Source organism: Campylobacter pinnipediorum subsp. caledonicus, from assembly GCF_002022005.1.
Lineage (GTDB): Bacteria > Campylobacterota > Campylobacteria > Campylobacterales > Campylobacteraceae > Campylobacter_A > Campylobacter_A caledonicus.
In genome coordinates this window covers 69,798-87,678 of sequence record NZ_CP017258.1, presented here as the reverse complement: position 1 = coordinate 87,678, position 17,881 = coordinate 69,798, and the positions used below count along the sequence as shown (strand labels likewise).

Here is a 17,881-nt window from a genome sequence, read left to right as displayed (position 1 = left end):
AAACAATGATAAACTTAAAACTTCTTGATAGCAATTATGATGAATTTGTAAAAAAACTTCGTGGCAAAAAGACAAATGAAGAGCTACTTGAGACCCTTTTGCAAACTTTTAATACCTTAAAAAAAGAAAAAATAGAGCTTGAAAACTTGCAAGCTATCCAAAACTCAAAAAGCAAAGAGCTTGGAAATTTAGCCAGAAGTGGTGCTGATGTTTCAGGATTAAAACAAGAACTTAGCCAAAACAAAGAGGCTATAAGCTCAAAAAGCGAGATAGTAAAAGAGCTAGAAGCAAAACTTTCAGATATAGCAAATAGTGTCCCAAATATTATAGATGATGATGTGCCTTTTGGCGAAGATGAAAATGACAATGTATGTATAAAAGAGGTATTGACACCAAGAGAGTTTAGCTTTGAACCGAAACCACATTATGAACTAAGTCCTGATTTGGACTTTGAAAGAGGTGTAAAAATTTCTGGGTCTAGATTTACTATCATAAAAGGACAGATGGCTAGACTTAGTAGGGCTTTGGTAAATTATATGATAGATTTTAATAATTCAAGAGGATTTGAGCTTGTAAATGTTCCTTTTTTGGTTAGTTCAAATACACTTTATGGAACTGGACAGCTTCCAAAATTTGAAGAGGATTTGTATAAAGTTGATGGAGAAGATTTGTATCTTATACCTACCAGCGAGGTTCCGGTAACAAATATATATAATGATGAAATTATCCCGGAAGAAGAGCTTCCTATAAAGATGACTTGTTATTCTGCTTGTTTTAGAAAAGAGGCTGGAAGTGCTGGGAGAGATACGAGGGGAATGATAAGACAACATCAATTTGAAAAAGTTGAATTGGTTTGTATCACAAAACCGGAAGATAGCGAAAAGACGCTTCAAGATATGGTTGATTGTGCTTCTGATTTGCTTGCTTCACTTGGCCTACCACATCGCCATATGCTTTTATGCAGCGGGGATCTTGGTTTTAGTGCTGCAAAAACGATAGACCTTGAGGTTTGGTTGCCTTCTGCTAATAAATTTAGAGAGATAAGTTCTGTATCAAATACTAGGGATTTTCAAGCAAGAAGAGCAAAAATTCGTTATAAAAATGGATCAAAAAATACCTTAGTTCACACACTAAATGGATCAAGTTTGGCTGTAGGTAGAACACTTATTGCTATAATGGAAAATTATCAAAACCAAGATGGCACAATAGAAATTCCAGAAGTTCTTAAAAGGTATATGTAGTGTCAGAAGATGAGGTAGTTTTAAAACCACCTGGCGAAGATGATAAGCCAGATGAATTGGTCTCCATTGAAAGTTTACAAGAAGATGATCAAAACGAAGAGCAAGAACAAGAGCAAGAACAAAAAGAGCCATTTTTAACCAAAAAAAAGATAATCATATTTGCTAGTATTGGCATTTTTATCCTGCTATTGATTGTTATTTTGATCGTTGTGCTTTCAAAAAAAGATAAAAAACAAAACTTTGACACAAATCAGCTTGTAAAACAGATAGAGCAAAACTACCCAACAAAGGATTTTGAGGCTTCTAAGATAGATGACATGATAAGTAAAGCAAATGAACTTTACGAACGTGGGGATAAATTTCAAGCACTTAAAATTTATGAAAATATAGCGACACAGAGTCAATCTTTATCAAGCTATAATCTTGGAGTTTCGCAAATGAAACAAGGAAAGTGTGATGAGGCTATAGAGTCTTTTTTAAAAGCTATTCACAACAAAGAAAACACAACGGTTAGCGCTATAAATGCTGCCGTTTGTTCTTTGGATTTAAACAATACTCAAAATTTTAAATACTATATAGAACTTGCTGAATCATTCTTGCAAGATGAATCAAACTCACCACTTTATAATTATTATTTTGCACTTATAAATTATTATAAAGGTAATTATATAGAGGCACTCCATGCTTTATCTCATCCAAATGGCGATCACTATAAAGATAAATACCTTTATCTAAGCGGTAAGATACTAACGATGCTTGGAAGATACAAGGAGGCTATACAAAAACTTGAAGCACAAAAAGAATTTGATGTAAATTTAACTCTTTCGCAACTTTATGCAAGACTTGCTATCTATGACAAAGCAAGACAATACCTAGAAAAAGCCTCTAAAAATACTACAAATCCAGACCTTATGAGAATGACTAATGCTTTGATAAATTTAAAAACCGGGTATTATGCAAATAGTGCAACACTTATTGATGAAGTTTATAAAATAGATAAAACATTACCTGGTAAAATTTACAAAATAAAAGCCACTTTAAACCCTGAGCTATTTGACATAAACATAGCCCAAAAACACTTTGAAAATGATATGTTTTTTGACAAGGTAAAGAGATACGAAACACTATTTTATTTTGCTCCATATAAAGTTTTTGATGCAAAGCAAACCATACAAAGAATAAGAAAAGGCGGTATTAGTATATTTTTAGATGATACCACTAGTGCTAGTGATTATTTAAAAAACACACAGCTTTTATCAAATGTAAATATAGAGCTATCAAATGCTATTGCAAAGGCTTTAAACTACAAGCTAAAAGAGGCAAATATGGATTTTATAAAGCTTGTGTCTATATATCCAAAACACTCTATATTGCATTATAATCTAGCACTTACATATGCACAACTTGGAAATTTTTCTATGGCCTTAAAACATTTTGCTACAAGCTATCATCTTGATCCTACCAACTATCTAGCTGGTGTTTTTCATGCTATTTGCGCGGATATAACAAACAATTTAAATCCAAAATTTATAAGCGAACTTAGTAAAAACCTAAGAAACGACACAAATATTCAACGACCGAATATTTATAATTCTTTATTGGATTTGATAGCACAAAACCAATCATCTATGATTAGATATCTAGAAGAGTCAAAAGATGAAAGCACTTTAAACTTAGCCTTTGAAATAATAATCGCTAAAATGTCATCTAGAGATGAAGTAATGAAAGAAAAAACAGCTAAACTACTAGAGCTTATGCCAAATGATATAGTTTCAAATATACTAAATTTTATAGCAAACTACGACACAGATGATATAAAAACATATGCACTAAATATACAAAAATACTTTAAAAACAAAGACTTAAATGAAGATAGCTTTTATAATGGGGCAAGCATAATTAAAAAACAATATACTAAATTGCTTCAAATTTCTGGGCTTTTGTTTTACGAAAGAGATAAGATTGTTCAAAAACTAAAAGATGCACCATCAAATGTGAATTTGCTTCAAACATTGGCATACATGCAACTTTTTACAAATGAATTTGATAAAAGTTTTGAAATTTATAATATTTTGATAGATAATTTTAAAGTTGAAGATCCAGTTACTCTATTTTTAGCTTCAGTCGCTGCAACTGGAGCAAATAAGTCAGCAAACGCAATAGCACTTTTAGAACTAACTCGTATTAGTGATCCAGATGCGATAGAAAATAGAATCGCACTTGGTTTTTTATATCAAGAAATAGATAATATAAAAGCAGCTATGCTTCAATACAGTAAAGTTGGAAACACTGATCACAAAAATGAATTTTATGATTTTAGTATCATTGATAATCAATAAATTTTATATTTTTTAAGTCTTATTTTGATAAATTGTATCTTAAAATATTAAAGGAGAAGTATTGTTTGATTGGATAGCATCGCCTGAAGCTTGGGTATCACTTTTTACGCTTACAGGACTTGAGATAGTTTTGGGCATTGATAATATTATTTTTATAGCGATTTTAGTAGGAAAATTGCCACAACACCAAAAAGACAAAGGGCGTATGGTGGGTCTTGGGCTTGCTATGATTACTAGAATATTACTTTTGTTGTCTTTGTTTTGGATAATGAAACTAACAAAACCGCTTATTAGCCTTTTTGGATTTGATATCACTGGTCGTGATATTGTTCTGATTTTAGGAGGCTTGTTTTTGATAGCAAAATCAACAATGGAAATTCACTCAAGCATAAATGGCGAACACGAAGAACATAAAGAAGAAACAAAGGGTTCAAATTTCATATCGGTTGTTACTCAAATAGCCATCATAGATATAGTATTTTCTCTTGATAGTGTTATAACGGCGGTAGGAATGGCTCAGCATATAGAAATAATGATCCTTGCTGTTATTTTAGCTGTTTGCGTTATGATGTTTGCTTCAAAGGCTATATCTGATTTTGTGGATAATAACCCTACGATTAAAGTTTTGGCTTTAGCATTTTTAATAATGATAGGTTTTGCCCTTATAGGAGAAGGTTTTGGAGCTCATATACCTAAGGCTTATATATATTTTGCTATGGCATTTTCACTTAGTGTTGAGCTTATAAATATATATGCAAAAAAGAAACAAGATAAAATAAACAAGAAATAAAAAAGGGACAGACAATAACAGAAAAATATTTTCAGTCCATGTGAGCAAAGATGTTTATGCTAGAAAAATAGCACAAAGCCTATATATGACTATACGAAATGACATTGCTACATCTATTTCTATAGAGCAATTTAAAAAGAAGTGGAGCTAAGACTTTAGCAAATCCTGATGGCTTTGCTATCGTTTTGGATCACCACATGCCAGCAAAAGATATAGCTAGTGTAAATCAAGCAAACTCAGCCACTTCAGCCATAGCTGGACAGATAGCATACCCGAGAGATTGACAATTCTCTCACCTGCGCTTAGTTTAAATAAATTTAATAGCATATGAATTTATCTTTGATATTTTTAACGGGCTTTTTATATTAAGTCTGTTTTAGTCCGTTAAAACAATATAAATTAAATAAGAATAATGTAAAAAGATACAATTAAAACAAATACTGATTTTATAGGGTTTTGTGAGTAAAAATAAAAGAAAGTAAGTAATGGAAAAATTATTAAATGGTGGCTCCGAATGGACTTGAACCATCGACCACTACCATGTCAAGGTAGTGCTCTACCAGCTGAGCTACGGAACCACAAAATAAGTCTTGTATTGTATTAAAAAAATCTTTTTGTAAAGCTTAATCCTATATCTAATAAGACAAAAATCAAATCAAGCTAATAATAAGCGACTATTTTATTTTTTATCTAATTTAATTGTTACACAAAATTTTAACTATAGCCTCTGGTAAAATTTCATGTTCTATACTATGTATAGCATTAGCCCAATCATCTAAACTCATTTGCGATTTACGCTCAAAAGCTCTTTGGGCTATAAGTTTTCCGCCATCAAGCTCTTCGCTAACCCAATGAACACTCACACCGCCAACTTGCATATCACTATCAAAACTCTCTTGTATAGCATGTGCGCCTTTAAAAAGCGGAAGTATAGACGGGTGTAAATTTATCGCTTTTATTTGAGTTGTAAAAACACTTGTTAAAATTCTCATAAATCCAGCCAGCACAACCAAATCTATATCTTGTTTTTTTATCTCTTCAACCAAAGCCGCATCAAATTCTTCTCTTGATGAAAAATTTTTATTTTCTATTATCTTGGTTTCAAGTCCGTATTTTTCTGCTCTTTGTATACCATAAGCATCGGCTTTATTACTTATGCACAAAGCAACCTCAATCCTCACACTATTAAATACTTTGTTGTGAACCTTATCCAAAATGGCTTGCAGATTTGAACCGCTACCGCTAAAAAGCACTGCTATTTTCTTTGTAAGCATTTTATTCCTTTTATGATATTGTTTGGGTTTAAAGCATAGTTGTTTATTTTTTGTTTTTTTGCTGATAATGCGTGTGCTAATGTGCCGTTTATTGCGGCTTTTAAAGGAGAATAACCCTGAGCTAAAAGCCCAAGTATAATACCCGACAACGCATCTCCGCTACCACCTTTTGCAAGAGAGCTTGATCCAAAAGGCATTATAAATAATTTACCATTTTTTGCAATGATGGTATTTGCACCTTTTAGAACCAAAACGCATTTAAATTTTAGGCTAAATTTCTTAGCATACTCAAACCTATTTTTTTGAAGCTCATCAACGCTAATATCAGCCAAACCACCAAGTTTGAGCAATGAGCAAAATTCCTTTGGGTGCGGTGTCAAAACAACCTTTTTATTTTGTTTTAAAATATCAAAAGTAATCTTGCAATGACACATCATAGCATCCAAAACAAGACTTTTATCATTTAGCGTATCCGAACTCAAATTTGACACATCTTCAAGGCTAAGCCCCATTCCAACAGCACCTGCATTCATTTTTTGACTTATTTTATCTGTTTGCATAAGATAGTTTTTTATGATTTTATTTCGACCTATCACACTAACAAGTCCAGCACCTATACTAAACGCTGCTTTTGCACAGATTTCACTAGCGCCTGACAGTTTGCCACAAATAACAAAAGCGTGTCCAAAATCTCCCTTGTTTACACATAGTCTTTTTCTAAATGGTAGTTTTAAGTCGCTTTTTTGAAGCAAAAAAGTATCTGTTTTTGTTTGAAATTTATCTTTGCAAACTCCCAAATTAGCAACTTTTACCCTGCCAACATAATCTTTTGCTTCATCTAAAAAACATCCAAGCTTTAAAGCACCCATACAAATAGTAATATCAGCTTTAAAACACTCGCCTAAAATATTTCCATTTTCACTTAAACCACTTGGAAAATCACAAGCTACCTTATATGCTTTTATTTTGTTTATCTTTTTTAATAGTTTTTTATGCTCTTTGCAAAGTTCTCTATTTAGCCCAGAACCAAAAAGACCATCTAATATGCACTTTGATTTTTTGATTTTTGTTGTTAATTTAACTCCGGCTTTTTTAGCTATTTCTAACTGCTTTTTAGCCAATGGTTTTAAACTTGTGGATGCTAAAAATATTTTTGTTTTGTAGTCCCCTTGAAGCATTCTAAGAGCTGCAAAAACATCTGCTGCATTGTTTCCTCCACCGCATATTCCAAGAATTTTACTACCTTTTTTTATCTTTTTACGTATGTGACTTGCCATAGACAAAGCTGCATTTTCCATTAAAATTTCACTTTCAAGTCCAAATTTTAATGTAGCTCTTAAATCAAGTTCATTTGTGTTTAAAAATAATTTTTTCAAGGCTAATCCTTATTTCTAAAACTCAAAGCTTCCAAAATATGTGATTTTGATATATCGTTTTTAAACTCAATATCAGCAATACTTCTAGCTACTTTTAAAGTCTTTTTTATACCTCTTTGAGATAAATTATACCTTGTTATTGCCTTATTTAAAATATTTTTTGCCTCATCATCAAGGGTGCAAAAATTATCAACATCGCTATCTTGTAATTTTCCATTAAACTCAATCTGCCCACGTTGCTTTTGAAATTTAAAGGCATTTAGCACCACTTCACTCATCTGTCTTGAGGTGATATCTGATTTGTCGGTTTTGCTAACCTCATCCATTTGGACATAAAGGTCAATCCTATCCAAAATAGGTTCTGAAAGTTTTGACTTATACTGCTTTATCTCTCTTTCACTACATCTACAATTTAAATTTTTAGATAATAAATTTCCGCAAGGACAAGGATTTAAAGCAGCCACAAATGTAAATTTTGTATCATAAGAAACTTTTGAATTTACTCTTGAAATATTTATTTTATAATCTTGCAAAGGCTCACGTAAACTCTCTATAACCTGCTTTGAAAAATAGTTAAACTCATCAAAAAACAAAATACCGCCATTAGCCAAAGCTACCTCACCTATCCTAGCAACACTAGTTCCACCACCAAATATAGAGCTTTTTGTTGATGTGTGATGTGGGCTTCTAAATGCACGAACACTACTAAACTCGCTATCTTGCATATTTAAAGAGCGGTAAGCAGCCGAACTTAAAACATCATCCAAGCTTTGAGGTGGAAGAATATACAAAAGTCTTTTAGCACACATGCTTTTACCACATCCTGGGCTTCCTTCAAATATTATATTATGCATGCCAACAGCCGATATAAGACAAGCTCTTTTTGCTCTTGTTTGACCCAAAACATCTTTAAAATCTAGCTTAAAATCTAAATTTGGAAGATATTTTTTACCATTTATCTCAATTATATTTTTAAAAACCGGATGCGTATTTTTAAACTTACAACTTTGTTGATAGTCTTTATCTCTGAAAAAATTAATAGCATCTTGCAACTTATCAACACCATAAATTTCTAAATTTTGTATCTCGCTTGCCTTATCCGCTATGGATTTTGGGACTAAAACTTTTGCATTTTGAACCTTAGTGCTTAAAAAAAGAAGTATTGAAAAAAGATTTGTTGTATTTTTAACACTTCCATCAAGTCCAAGTTCTCCAAAAACAAAAATTTTATCAAGTTGCTCTGATTTTTGAAGTGCTATCAAAAGAGCTATTGAGAGATCAAAATGTGAACCGTTTTTGGATATATCAGATGGGGATAGGCTGATAGTAATTTTTTGAGATGGAAACGAAAACCCCAAAGATAAAAGTGCTGCCTTTACACGCTCAGTGCTTTCTTTTATACTTGCACCAGCTAGCCCTACTATGTTAAACCCCGGCAACCCCCTAGAAAATACAGACTCTACTTCTACAATTTTTAAGCCATCTAAGTATGTTGCGCAGTATAGGGATTTCATATATTTATTTAGCTACTCTCTTTTGGTTTTTGTTTTTTACCACTTTTAAATTCTTTATCAAATTTTTTACGTTTAGTAAATCCTATTTTTTCTATAAAAAGGTGTCCATCAAGATGGTCGTTTTCGTGCTGAAAAGCAATAGCCAACAATCCATCAGCTTCTATAGAGTGATGTATTCCGAAACGATCTTGATAAGATACTTTTATCCATTCGGCCCTTTTTACTTCTTCGTAAAAATCTGGCACACTTAAACAACCTTCTTGAAAAATACTTTCACCTTTTTTGTCTTCAAAAACAGGATTGATAACCTCTATGAGTTCATTTTTATCTTGAATTCCATCTTCATTAACTAAATTTATAATAAAAATACGTTTTGCAACGCCTACTTGAATAGCAGCAAGACCTATGCCTAATTTTGCTATCATCGTATCATACATATCATCAAGAAATTTATGTAATTTATCATCAAATTCTGTAACTTCTTTTGAGACTTCATATAATTTTTTATTAGGGTATGATAAAACTTCTAAAATCACTAAAATTACTCCAAAATTATAGGTTCATCTTCATTAGCAACTTCAATACTATCTAAAGCTTTTGATAGCATCTCTTCCATACTTAAAGAATTGGCGCCAAGCTCACATGCAACCATACGAAGCTTAGCATACACATCATTGTCATTTATGCGTTGCTTTACTGAACTTATCAACTTAGAAAGCCTATTGCAAGCAAGTTTTGCACCATTTATGTCAGTATGTTTCATGATAACGACAAAATACCCATCACCATAGTGTCCAACAACATCACTACGTCTAGATACCTTTAAAAGAAGTTTGGCGATATTTTTTAAAAAGTTGTTTTTTTCTTTTAAATTTTGCATACCAAAAAGTATTCTTTCGCTAACTTTAACAATTAAAAATGAAGATTTGTAACCATAACGCCTAGCTGTGTCTAGCTCCGTTTGCATAGTATTGATTATAAACTTTCTATTATATATCTCGTATCTGGAATCGTATACAGTTTGTTCTTCTATGGTTTTTAAAATTTTACCTATTTCATTATAATTTGTTTTGATTACTTCTATATGCTTATCCATCAACGCAAAAAGCTTAGCAATATCACAATTAAAAGAAGAAACCACATTTTGAACAGCTAGGATATCTCTATTGCTTTTTAATATAGTTAAATTTTTTTTTGTTATACCTTTCATTAAGCCTATGTTTTTATAAATCAAGGCAACGGCTTGAAGCATACTTTTAATTTGGACAAAACCTTGTTTTATCTCTTTTTCTATACATATGCTACTTTCTGACATTTTTTCACCAAATTCTTCATAAAATTCAAGCGAATCTCCTAATTTTTTTTTAAAATCAGGAGATTTTTGCTCAAGTAGTTTTTCAAAATATATAGAATAATTACTAGGTATAGATGAAATGTTATCTTTATTTAATTGCTTTAATACATTTTCGGAAAATTTATATATATCAACATCTTCCAATTTATCATTTTTATTATTTATTATCTTATATTTTGACTCAGAATCTACTGTTTGCAAAGTTATTCCTATTTAAAGCTCTTTTTAAGTATAGTATCTATAAGACCATAATCTTTTGCCTCTGCGGCACTCATAAAATAATCACGCTCTGTATCTTTTACTACTTTTGAAAGTTTTTGACCAGTATTATTTGCTAAAGTCGTATTTAAAATCTCTTTAAGTCTTAAAATTTCACGAGCTTGTATCTCTATATCAGTAGCCTGTCCTCTTGCACCACCAAGTGGCTGATGGATCATTATACGAGAGTTTGTAAGAGCATATCTTTTGCCTTTAGCTCCCGAGCTAAGCAAAAAAGCTCCCATAGAAGCAGCTTGACCTATGCATATAGTGCAAACATCTGGCTTAATATAATTCATAGTATCATATATACTAAATCCGCTTGTAATAACTCCACCTGGAGAGTTTATATACAAATATATATCTTTTTCTGGATCTTCCGCTTCTAAAAATAAAAGCTGAGCTACGATAGAAGATGCCATACCATCTTCTATCTCACCGCTTAGCATTATTATCCTATCTTTTAAAAGGCGAGAATATATGTCATAACTTCTCTCTCCTTTGCTTGTTCTTTCAACTACGACAGGAACATAATAACTCATTATTCAGCCTTCTCTTTTTTAGCCGCTTTTTTGTCATCTTTGTTAAACATTTCGTTAAATAATTTTTCTTCTATCATAGACATTTTAATAGCTGGCAACACTCCTTGATTTTTATAAGCTTCAAGGTGTGCTTTTGGATCTCTTCCGCTTCTATATGCCTCAAAGTAAACAGCTTGAACAACTTCTTGATCGCTTACTTTAACATCTCTTACACGAGCAAGTTCATCTATAATAAATGTCAAACGAACACTATTTTCAGCATCTTTTCTAAATTCTTCACGCTTATTTTTTAAAGCATCTTGATCTTGCTTAAATTTGTTTATCTCATCTTCAGTAAAACTTGACCAAGCGCCTCTAAATTGCATATCAAGTTCTTGTTCTACTATATTTTTAGGAACATCGAATTTAAACTTTTCAACAGCTGCTTCTGCAAATTTAGGTTTTAATTCTTCATTTACAAGAGTGAATAATTTTTCGTTTCTGATTTGCTCTTTTATTTTCTCATCAAGTAGCTCTTCAGTTGGGTTTTCTTCATTTGGTAATATACCTTTTAATGTTTGCTCATCAATTTTTTCTGGTATTTTTCTCTCTTGGATTTCGTGTAGTTTTACCTTAAACACAGCAGGTTTTCCAGCTAAATTCGCAGCACCATACTCAGCAGGGAAAGTTACATTTACATCTTTTTCTTCTGAAACTTTTAAACCAACCATACCATCTTCAAAACCAGGTATAAACTGACCAGAGCCTATTTCGAGGACATAGCCCTCAGCCTTTCCGCCTTCAAAAGCTTCGCCATCAACAAAACCTTCAAAATCAAACTTAGCAAAATCACCTTGTTTTAAAGCTCTATCTTCGCTAACTTTTTCAAGTGGAGCAACCATTTTTAAAATTTCATTTTTCTTCTCTTCTATGTCTTTTTTCAAAACTCTTGGAGTAGAAAACTCAGGTATTATCTCCTCATAACCGCTAACATCTATAGCTGGCTTAAAAGATATAATCATACTAACATCTATGCCTTTTTCGTTTTTATCAAACTTATCAACCATAGGCTCGCCTATAATATCGCTACTTTTTTTGCCAGCTTGTTTTATAGCCTCATCTAATATATCTTTTAAAGCGTCTTGCTCTGCGTCGCTTGTTAATTCTTTTTCATATCTTTTAAGCACAACAGCAGTTGGAACATGTCCCTTTCTAAAACCATCTATTTTCATAGTCTTTGCAGCTTTTTTTGCTAATTTTTCAACATTAGCCTTTATTTGTGAATTTTCTATGTTTGCGCTAATTTCAGTATTTACGCTATCTATAGCTTTTACGGTAATCGCCATTTTATTCCTTTTTTAAATAAAAATTTAAGCAAGAATATACCAAAATTTTCCTTATTAATAGTATAAATTTTAAAATTTTATGCATCTAAAAGGCATTTTTATATAGAATTTAACTTTATTTTTGGAGAAAGTTAATGCAAGAAAGTTTTGAAAATTCAGTAAGAAATATGCTTACTATAATAGGCGAAGACATAAATCGTGAAGGTCTTATTAAAACTCCTGAGCGAGTTTTTAAGTCTTTTAGAGATCTCACAAGTGGATATAAAGAAGACCCAAAAGAGGTTTTAAACAATGCCTTATTTCAAAGTTCAAACAATGAAATGGTTTTAATAAAAGATATAGAGTTTTATAGCCTTTGTGAACATCATTTATTGCCTATAATAGGGCGTGTTCACGTAGCTTATATACCAAATGGAAAGGTTGTTGGGCTTTCAAAAATACCAAGAATGGTAAATATATACGCCAAAAGGCTTCAAATTCAAGAGCAGATGACCGAACAAATAGCACAGGCTATAGCTGATGTTATTGAGCCAAAAGGGGTTGGAGTTGTAGTTCAAGCAAGGCATATGTGTATGGAAATGCGTGGGGTTCAAAAAATCAACTCAACGACAACAACATCTGCTCTTCGTGGCGCATTTATCAAAAATGCCGAAACTAGAAAAGAGTTTTTTTCTCTCATAAACTCACCTAAGGAATTTTCTTTTTGAGTTTAGAACGAATCAAACTTAAACTAAACGATAAAAAAATTTCACTAGCCAATGTATTTGGAGTAATAACGAAAATAACGCCAACAACCATACAGATAAACGGGCTAAGACCTAGTATCGGAGATGTTGTTAAAATTTCAAGTAAAGATAAGAGTAAAACCGGTCTTGGCATGGTTACGCAGATAACATCAGATGGTGCTTTCATAAGCCCTTTTGGCTTTGTTGAGGGTTTTAGGGTTGGTGATTTTGTATATCAAAGTGAGCAGGGTATGAATATACCTGTTGGAGATGAACTGCTGGGTCGCGTAGTTGATCCATTTATGCGACCTATTGATGGCAAAGGCTCTATGTTTTTACCTGATTTAATGCCAATAATGAAAGCACCTATAGATGCTATGAAAAGAGGACTTATAAATGAGCCTTTTAATGTTGGGATTAAAACGATAGATGGGCTTCTTACTTGTGGTAAAGGTCAAAAACTTGGAATTTTTGCTGGTTCTGGTGTTGGAAAATCAACACTAATGAGTATGATAGTAAAAAATACCCAAGCTCCCATAAAAGTTGTAGCACTAATAGGCGAAAGAGGAAGAGAGGTTCCTGAGTTTATAGAAAAAAACCTGAAAGGGGATCTTGCCGGCACTATAATAATAGTAGCAACATCTGATGATAGCGCCCTTATGAGAAAATATGGAGCATTTTGTGCCATGAGTGTTGCTGAATACTTCAAAGAACAAGGTAAAGATGTTTTGTTTATAATGGATAGTGTTACGAGATTTGCAATGGCTCAAAGAGAGATAGGTCTTGCACTTGGCGAACCGCCAACATCAAAAGGCTATCCACCATCATCTTTAATGCTACTTCCACAACTAATGGAACGAGCCGGAAAAGAAGAGGGCAAAGGAAGCATAACAGCATTTTTTACGGTTTTGGTAGAGGGTGATGATATGAGTGACCCGATAGCTGACCAAAGTCGTTCTATATTAGATGGGCATATAGTGTTAAGTAGAGAATTGACTGATTTTGGAATATATCCTCCTATAAACATACAAAACTCGGCTTCTAGGGTCATGAATGATGTAGTTAGCAAAGAACATAGACAAAATGCCATAACCTTTAAAAGACTATACTCTCTTTTAAAAGAAAATGAAGTATTATTACGCATAGGAGCTTATCAAAGAGGCAATGATAAAGAGTTAGACATAGCAATAGCAAAAAAAACATTTATGAATGACTTTTTAAAACAAGGCGAGGATGAAAATTTTAGCTTTGAAGAGATACAAAAACTACTAAAAGATATAAACTCTTAAAAATATCGCAATATAGCAAATTTAAAATAGCTTAACAAAAGTATATTTTTTATTTATCATATATTATAAAAAAGTGTACTATACTTTGACCTTGTAAAAAACACTCAAGGAGAAAAAATGAAAAAAATGGTTAAAGCTTCTTTACTTGCAGCTCTTTTAGCGAGCTTGTCATATGCTACTGATTACAAAGTTGATCCAGCTCACTCAAATGTTGGTTTCATGGTTAAACACCTTACAATTGCAAAAGTTTATGGTAGTTTCAAAAGCTATAATGCAGATGTAGATTATGATAAAGATGCAAAAATGCTAAAAACTTTAGATGTAACTTTAGATGTAAATTCAGTAGATACTCAAAACGAAAAAAGAGATGAGCATTTAAAAAGTGAAGATTTTTTCAAAACTAGCGAATTTAAAGATATGAAATTCAAAATGACAAAATTTGAAAAAGAAAGCGATACAGAAGGTAAAGTTATGGGTGATTTAACTATAAGAGACGTAACTAAACCAGTTGAGCTTAAATTTGAACTTAGCGGTATAGCTAAAGATATGGATGGAAAAGAGAGAATAGGCTTTAGTCTTACTGGTGATGTTATGAGAAAAGATTTTAAAATCGGAGATAAATTCCCTGGTGCTATGGTTTCAGACAAAGTTCAAATTCAAATTGATGTAGAAGCTCAAGCGATGTAATTTTTTAGTTGTCTCTTTTTGAGACAACTATTTTTTATAACTCATACTTTAAAGTTATTTTTCACTATACTTTTTATACAAACTTTTTTAACTCCTGCAACCAAATGGAATTTGATCATAAAAATTTAAATATAAGATTTTGATGCACAAATTATCAATTTATTTTTAAATAGGCCACAAATTTTATTACTAAAAAACCTTTTTATATTTCATAAACTAGGTAGCTAAATTTCAAGCTTTTAGTGCGTTTAAAAATTTATAATTATGTTTTACCCTATTTTAAAAACACACTTGCAAACACCTAGCCTAAATATCTTTTGCATTAATTATTTCAAATTTATATATAAAGATAAAAAATTATAGTAGATTTATTTCCCAAAAAGCAAATCTTTTTGGGAAATTTGTTTTATTTTGCGATAGCTTTTGAGTCGTGCATTTTCTTCCACTCATCCCAATTTTGTGCTGTTTTATGTTTTTGTTCTATAAGCATTTTACCAAGATCATGATGCCCTACATGTTTATGGCATTCGGTACATTTCATCTCATTTTTTGTGCCTTTAAACTCAATATACTTTAAGTGCATTTTATTCACAACTCTTGTGATATTTCCATCCTGAGATTTTAAAATATTGTTATGACAATTCAAACAAGAACTATCGAAAGTATATTTTTCACGTGCATATGCTCTATTAGCTATCCAATCTTTTGCTTTTGGATCTTTAGTTAGTGTTGTTAAACCTTCGGAAATACCATTTTTTGCTTTTGTAAAGATGTAATTAACAAAAGAATCATGAGGTAAATGGCAGTCGGTACATTTGACACCAACACCTTTTTGGTTTGATGGTCCATGAACTTTATCCGCTAAATTTGTTTGAGCTATAGCTCCATCCCATTCATGACAACTTCCACAGAAAGGATAGTCAGATGTTGCCTTTACAACCTCATATCCGCCAAAAAATATAGCAAACATAACAAGGGCAGTTATCACAACCGCTTTAAGTACTGTATTTTTCATCTTAGTTCCTTTCTTACTTTACTTCAAGCTTTTTCATGGAATCTTGTGTGTGACAACGCAAACACATATTAACAGTTGGTTTATGCGCTTTATGACAGGTGTCACAATCAAGAGCCTCATAGTGAGGATTGGCATGTATATTATCATTATGACCCAAATGGCCTGTAGCCTCGCCCAGCTTTTTGTAACTTCCATGACACTCTAGACAGGAACTATTCATAGCAGATGAATAATCTTTTTCGTTTTTTTCCTTATGACAATCTTTGCAATCAAGACCCAATTTTTCATGTATTCCTTTTATAGGAAATGCATTTTTACTAAAATCTGTAACAACCTTACCATCTGAATTTCTTAAAACATCAGTTAAGCTATCTTTTGGGTTTATTTCACTTCCACTTAAAAATATAGCCATAAGCGAGATTAATAATATTATCTTTTTCATTATGCACCTCTTTTTTCGTTATATTTTTGTGCAAGTTTTGCACCAGCTCTTTTACCATAAACCAAACAATCAAGAACTGCATTTGAACCAAGTCTATTGTATCCATGTCTGCCGCCAGTTAATTCACCACATGCATATAAATTTTTCACAATTTGCATGTCATTGTTATAAACTTCACAATCTATTGTAGTTTTAATTCCACCCATACAATGATGAACTTTAGGTCCAGGTCTAGAAGCAAAGAAAGGAGCTTTTTCAACTTTTATATATTTTCCTTTATAAGGAGAGAAGTTGCGGTTAAATTCAGGGTCACGATAATCTTTATTTTTAGAGGCTTCATCTACAAAAGAATTATATCTTTTCAACTGGTCTAAAAATGGTTCTTTATTGATATGATAGAACTCAATAAGCTCATCCATAGTATCGAATTGTTTTATAGCGCCTACACTTAATCCGCGCTGAAAATCTTTCACATCTACAGTTTGTGTTCCTTCTATATCCATTATTAAAATTGGATGATTTGTTCCATTTTCATTCATCGCCCAAATAGCATCAGAACCCACTTTTCTATCCGCTATTTCATTTACAAAACGAAGTCCTGTTTTTGGATTTACCATGATTCCATAAGCATAACCACGAGTTATCCATCTATAAGCAAATCCAAAAAATGGCTCATCTGCAGATGTTACATGCATTCTTTGTATATATTGCATATCTATAAATTTTATATCATCAGATATTAATTTTTTAACAGTATAAGCAGTAGCGCCTGAGTGATTTGTTGTTAAAACATCAGATCTTAAAGCAGGGTCGAATTTTTGTCTAAACATTATATCAGCTCCCCAACCACCAGTTGCTAGTATAAGACCGCCAAAAGTTCTATAGTATCTAACTTGTCCGCTATTATTATTTTCTTCTTCAAAACCCTTATTAAAATTAAACTCATATTTTTCACGAACTTTAATACCTACAACTTCGTTTTTATCATTGTAAATAATATCATCCATAATAACCCTAGTTGCTATTTGTCCGCCAAGCTGTAATATTTTTTTTTGCAATGGTCTTGTAATATAACTTCCTGCGCCGGCAGAATGAGAACGAGGAACGCTGTGTCCACCACTTCTACTAACCCATTTAAATTTAACACCATTATCAACCAACCAATTAAAGGTTGCTGGTCCTTCATAAACCATCTCTTTAACCAATGCCAAATCATTTAAATCATGTCCGCTTTTTAAAGTATCTTTTATTTGAGATTCAGGATTATCTTTAATGCCATCTTTTTCCTGCATAAAAGTTCCAGCAACAGCCATAGAGCCACCACTATATGCAGAGTTTCCGCCTAAATATTGCATTTTATCAATCATTATACAATTTGTTACGCCTCCATTAAGCAAAGAAAGCATTGCTGCACTTCCGGCAAATCCACTTCCAACAACGATAGCATCAAATGTCTTATCCCAATGCTTGACATCACTAACAGAAATTTTACCAAAAGCCAAATCAGGCATCGCAAGTGTAGCCGAGCAACAGGCAAGAGTTTTTAATGTTCGCCTTTTTGATAGATCAATCATTTTGATCGCTCCTTATTATAATATAAGTATTAAATATAATTTTTAATATAAAAATTATATTAAAATCAAAACATCCTATATAAAATAAAATTAAAAAACAATAAAAAATTAATATATAAATCTAGATACAATATAT

At 32.0% G+C, this 17,881-nt stretch carries 16 protein-coding genes, 1 tRNA gene and 1 pseudogene; 7 read left to right on the top strand and 11 right to left on the bottom strand.

Annotated elements, in window-relative coordinates; translation table 11 throughout:
* Positions 1 to 5 precede the first annotated feature (5 nt).
* The 4 genes and pseudogenes from serS to CPIN18021_RS09010 form a co-directional block, all read left to right on the top strand.
* Positions 6 to 1,241 (top strand): serine--tRNA ligase, encoded by a 1,236-nt coding sequence (gene serS, locus CPIN18021_RS00340; RefSeq protein WP_078424146.1) that lies wholly within the window; start codon positions 6 to 8, stop codon positions 1,239 to 1,241.
* Positions 1,241 to 3,580, top strand: a complete 2,340-nt coding sequence (locus CPIN18021_RS00335) for a CDC27 family protein (protein WP_078424145.1) — start codon at positions 1,241 to 1,243, stop codon at positions 3,578 to 3,580. The genes serS and CPIN18021_RS00335 overlap by 1 nt, the downstream gene beginning before the upstream one ends.
* Positions 3,581 to 3,641: 61 nt before the next feature.
* Complete coding sequence (locus CPIN18021_RS00330; RefSeq protein WP_078424144.1) at positions 3,642 to 4,370, top strand: TerC family protein; 729 nt, start codon at positions 3,642 to 3,644, stop codon at positions 4,368 to 4,370.
* 25 nt (positions 4,371 to 4,395) lie between these two features.
* Positions 4,396 to 4,651 (top strand): annotated as a pseudogene (locus tag CPIN18021_RS09010) (3-isopropylmalate dehydratase large subunit); the annotation flags it as partial.
* Positions 4,652 to 4,872: 221 nt separating this feature from the next.
* Here the strand turns inward: CPIN18021_RS09010 and CPIN18021_RS00325 are convergent.
* From CPIN18021_RS00325 to tig, 8 genes are all read right to left on the bottom strand, one after another.
* Positions 4,873 to 4,948 (bottom strand) — tRNA-Val (locus tag CPIN18021_RS00325).
* A gap of 117 nt (positions 4,949 to 5,065) precedes the next feature.
* Positions 5,066 to 5,644 (bottom strand): phosphoribosylglycinamide formyltransferase, encoded by a 579-nt coding sequence (gene purN, locus CPIN18021_RS00320; protein ID WP_078424143.1) that lies wholly within the window; start codon positions 5,642 to 5,644, stop codon positions 5,066 to 5,068.
* Positions 5,626 to 7,020, bottom strand: coding sequence for an NAD(P)H-hydrate dehydratase (locus tag CPIN18021_RS00315; protein ID WP_078424142.1), 1,395 nt, complete (start codon positions 7,018 to 7,020; stop codon positions 5,626 to 5,628). Before CPIN18021_RS00315 ends, purN begins: the two co-directional genes overlap by 19 nt.
* A 2-nt stretch (positions 7,021 to 7,022) precedes the next feature.
* Positions 7,023 to 8,534, bottom strand: coding sequence for a YifB family Mg chelatase-like AAA ATPase (locus CPIN18021_RS00310; RefSeq protein WP_078424141.1), 1,512 nt, complete (start codon positions 8,532 to 8,534; stop codon positions 7,023 to 7,025).
* A gap of 8 nt (positions 8,535 to 8,542) precedes the next feature.
* The gene (gene def / locus CPIN18021_RS00305) at positions 8,543 to 9,070 is read right to left on the bottom strand and encodes a peptide deformylase (RefSeq protein ID WP_078422682.1); all 528 of its coding nucleotides are present in this window, start codon (positions 9,068 to 9,070) and stop codon (positions 8,543 to 8,545) included.
* Between the two features lie 5 nt (positions 9,071 to 9,075).
* Positions 9,076 to 10,089 carry a GGDEF domain-containing protein gene (locus CPIN18021_RS00300; RefSeq protein WP_078424140.1) on the bottom strand — a complete coding sequence of 338 codons (1,014 nt, stop codon included), beginning with the start codon at positions 10,087 to 10,089 and terminating at the stop codon, positions 9,076 to 9,078.
* Between the two features lie 8 nt (positions 10,090 to 10,097).
* Positions 10,098 to 10,688 (bottom strand): ATP-dependent Clp endopeptidase proteolytic subunit ClpP, encoded by a 591-nt coding sequence (gene clpP, locus CPIN18021_RS00295; RefSeq protein WP_078422679.1) that lies wholly within the window; start codon positions 10,686 to 10,688, stop codon positions 10,098 to 10,100.
* Positions 10,688 to 12,013, bottom strand: coding sequence for a trigger factor (gene tig, locus CPIN18021_RS00290; protein WP_078424139.1), 1,326 nt, complete (start codon positions 12,011 to 12,013; stop codon positions 10,688 to 10,690). The genes clpP and tig overlap by 1 nt, the downstream gene beginning before the upstream one ends.
* Positions 12,014 to 12,147: 134 nt before the next feature.
* On the opposite strand from tig, the gene folE reads away from it, so the two are divergent.
* The 3 genes from folE to CPIN18021_RS00275 all read left to right on the top strand — a co-directional run bounded on the left by folE (position 12,148) and on the right by CPIN18021_RS00275 (position 14,714).
* Positions 12,148 to 12,720 carry a GTP cyclohydrolase I FolE gene (gene folE, locus CPIN18021_RS00285; RefSeq protein WP_078398187.1) on the top strand — a complete coding sequence of 191 codons (573 nt, stop codon included), beginning with the start codon at positions 12,148 to 12,150 and terminating at the stop codon, positions 12,718 to 12,720.
* Complete coding sequence (gene fliI / locus CPIN18021_RS00280) at positions 12,717 to 14,027, top strand: flagellar protein export ATPase FliI (RefSeq protein ID WP_078422676.1); 1,311 nt, start codon at positions 12,717 to 12,719, stop codon at positions 14,025 to 14,027. Before folE ends, fliI begins: the two co-directional genes overlap by 4 nt.
* Before the next feature lie 117 nt (positions 14,028 to 14,144).
* Positions 14,145 to 14,714, top strand: coding sequence for a YceI family protein (locus CPIN18021_RS00275; RefSeq protein WP_078422674.1), 570 nt, complete (start codon positions 14,145 to 14,147; stop codon positions 14,712 to 14,714).
* 406 nt (positions 14,715 to 15,120) lie between these two features.
* On the opposite strand, the gene CPIN18021_RS00270 is transcribed toward CPIN18021_RS00275, so the two are convergent.
* The 3 genes from CPIN18021_RS00270 to CPIN18021_RS00260 are packed head-to-tail and all read right to left on the bottom strand — an operon-like array spanning position 15,121 to position 17,745.
* Complete coding sequence (locus tag CPIN18021_RS00270; RefSeq protein ID WP_078424138.1) at positions 15,121 to 15,729, bottom strand: cytochrome c3 family protein; 609 nt, start codon at positions 15,727 to 15,729, stop codon at positions 15,121 to 15,123.
* A 13-nt stretch (positions 15,730 to 15,742) separates the two neighbouring features.
* On the bottom strand, positions 15,743 to 16,171 hold the full coding sequence (locus CPIN18021_RS00265; RefSeq protein WP_078424137.1) for a cytochrome c3 family protein: 429 nt from the start codon (positions 16,169 to 16,171) through the stop codon (positions 15,743 to 15,745).
* Positions 16,171 to 17,745, bottom strand: coding sequence for a flavocytochrome c (locus CPIN18021_RS00260; RefSeq protein WP_078422670.1), 1,575 nt, complete (start codon positions 17,743 to 17,745; stop codon positions 16,171 to 16,173). The genes CPIN18021_RS00265 and CPIN18021_RS00260 overlap by 1 nt, the downstream gene beginning before the upstream one ends.
* Positions 17,746 to 17,881 lie beyond the last annotated feature (136 nt).

What these genes read in the sequence shown, in the direction of transcription:
- clpP (WP_078422679.1), bottom strand. Translation starts at nt 10,688, where the DNA reads ATGAGTTATTATGTTCCTGTCGTAGTTGAAAGAACAAGCAAAGGAGAG.
- tig (WP_078424139.1), bottom strand. Translation starts at nt 12,013, where the DNA reads ATGGCGATTACCGTAAAAGCTATAGATAGCGTAAATACTGAAATTAGC.
- purN (WP_078424143.1), bottom strand. Translation starts at nt 5,644, where the DNA reads ATGCTTACAAAGAAAATAGCAGTGCTTTTTAGCGGTAGCGGTTCAAAT.
- serS (WP_078424146.1), top strand. Translation starts at nt 6, where the DNA reads ATGATAAACTTAAAACTTCTTGATAGCAATTATGATGAATTTGTAAAA.
- folE (WP_078398187.1), top strand. Translation starts at nt 12,148, where the DNA reads ATGCAAGAAAGTTTTGAAAATTCAGTAAGAAATATGCTTACTATAATA.
- CPIN18021_RS00260 (WP_078422670.1), bottom strand. Translation starts at nt 17,745, where the DNA reads ATGATTGATCTATCAAAAAGGCGAACATTAAAAACTCTTGCCTGTTGC.
- CPIN18021_RS00275 (WP_078422674.1), top strand. Translation starts at nt 14,145, where the DNA reads ATGAAAAAAATGGTTAAAGCTTCTTTACTTGCAGCTCTTTTAGCGAGC.
- CPIN18021_RS00270 (WP_078424138.1), bottom strand. Translation starts at nt 15,729, where the DNA reads ATGAAAAATACAGTACTTAAAGCGGTTGTGATAACTGCCCTTGTTATG.
- CPIN18021_RS00310 (WP_078424141.1), bottom strand. Translation starts at nt 8,534, where the DNA reads ATGAAATCCCTATACTGCGCAACATACTTAGATGGCTTAAAAATTGTA.
- CPIN18021_RS00265 (WP_078424137.1), bottom strand. Translation starts at nt 16,171, where the DNA reads ATGAAAAAGATAATATTATTAATCTCGCTTATGGCTATATTTTTAAGT.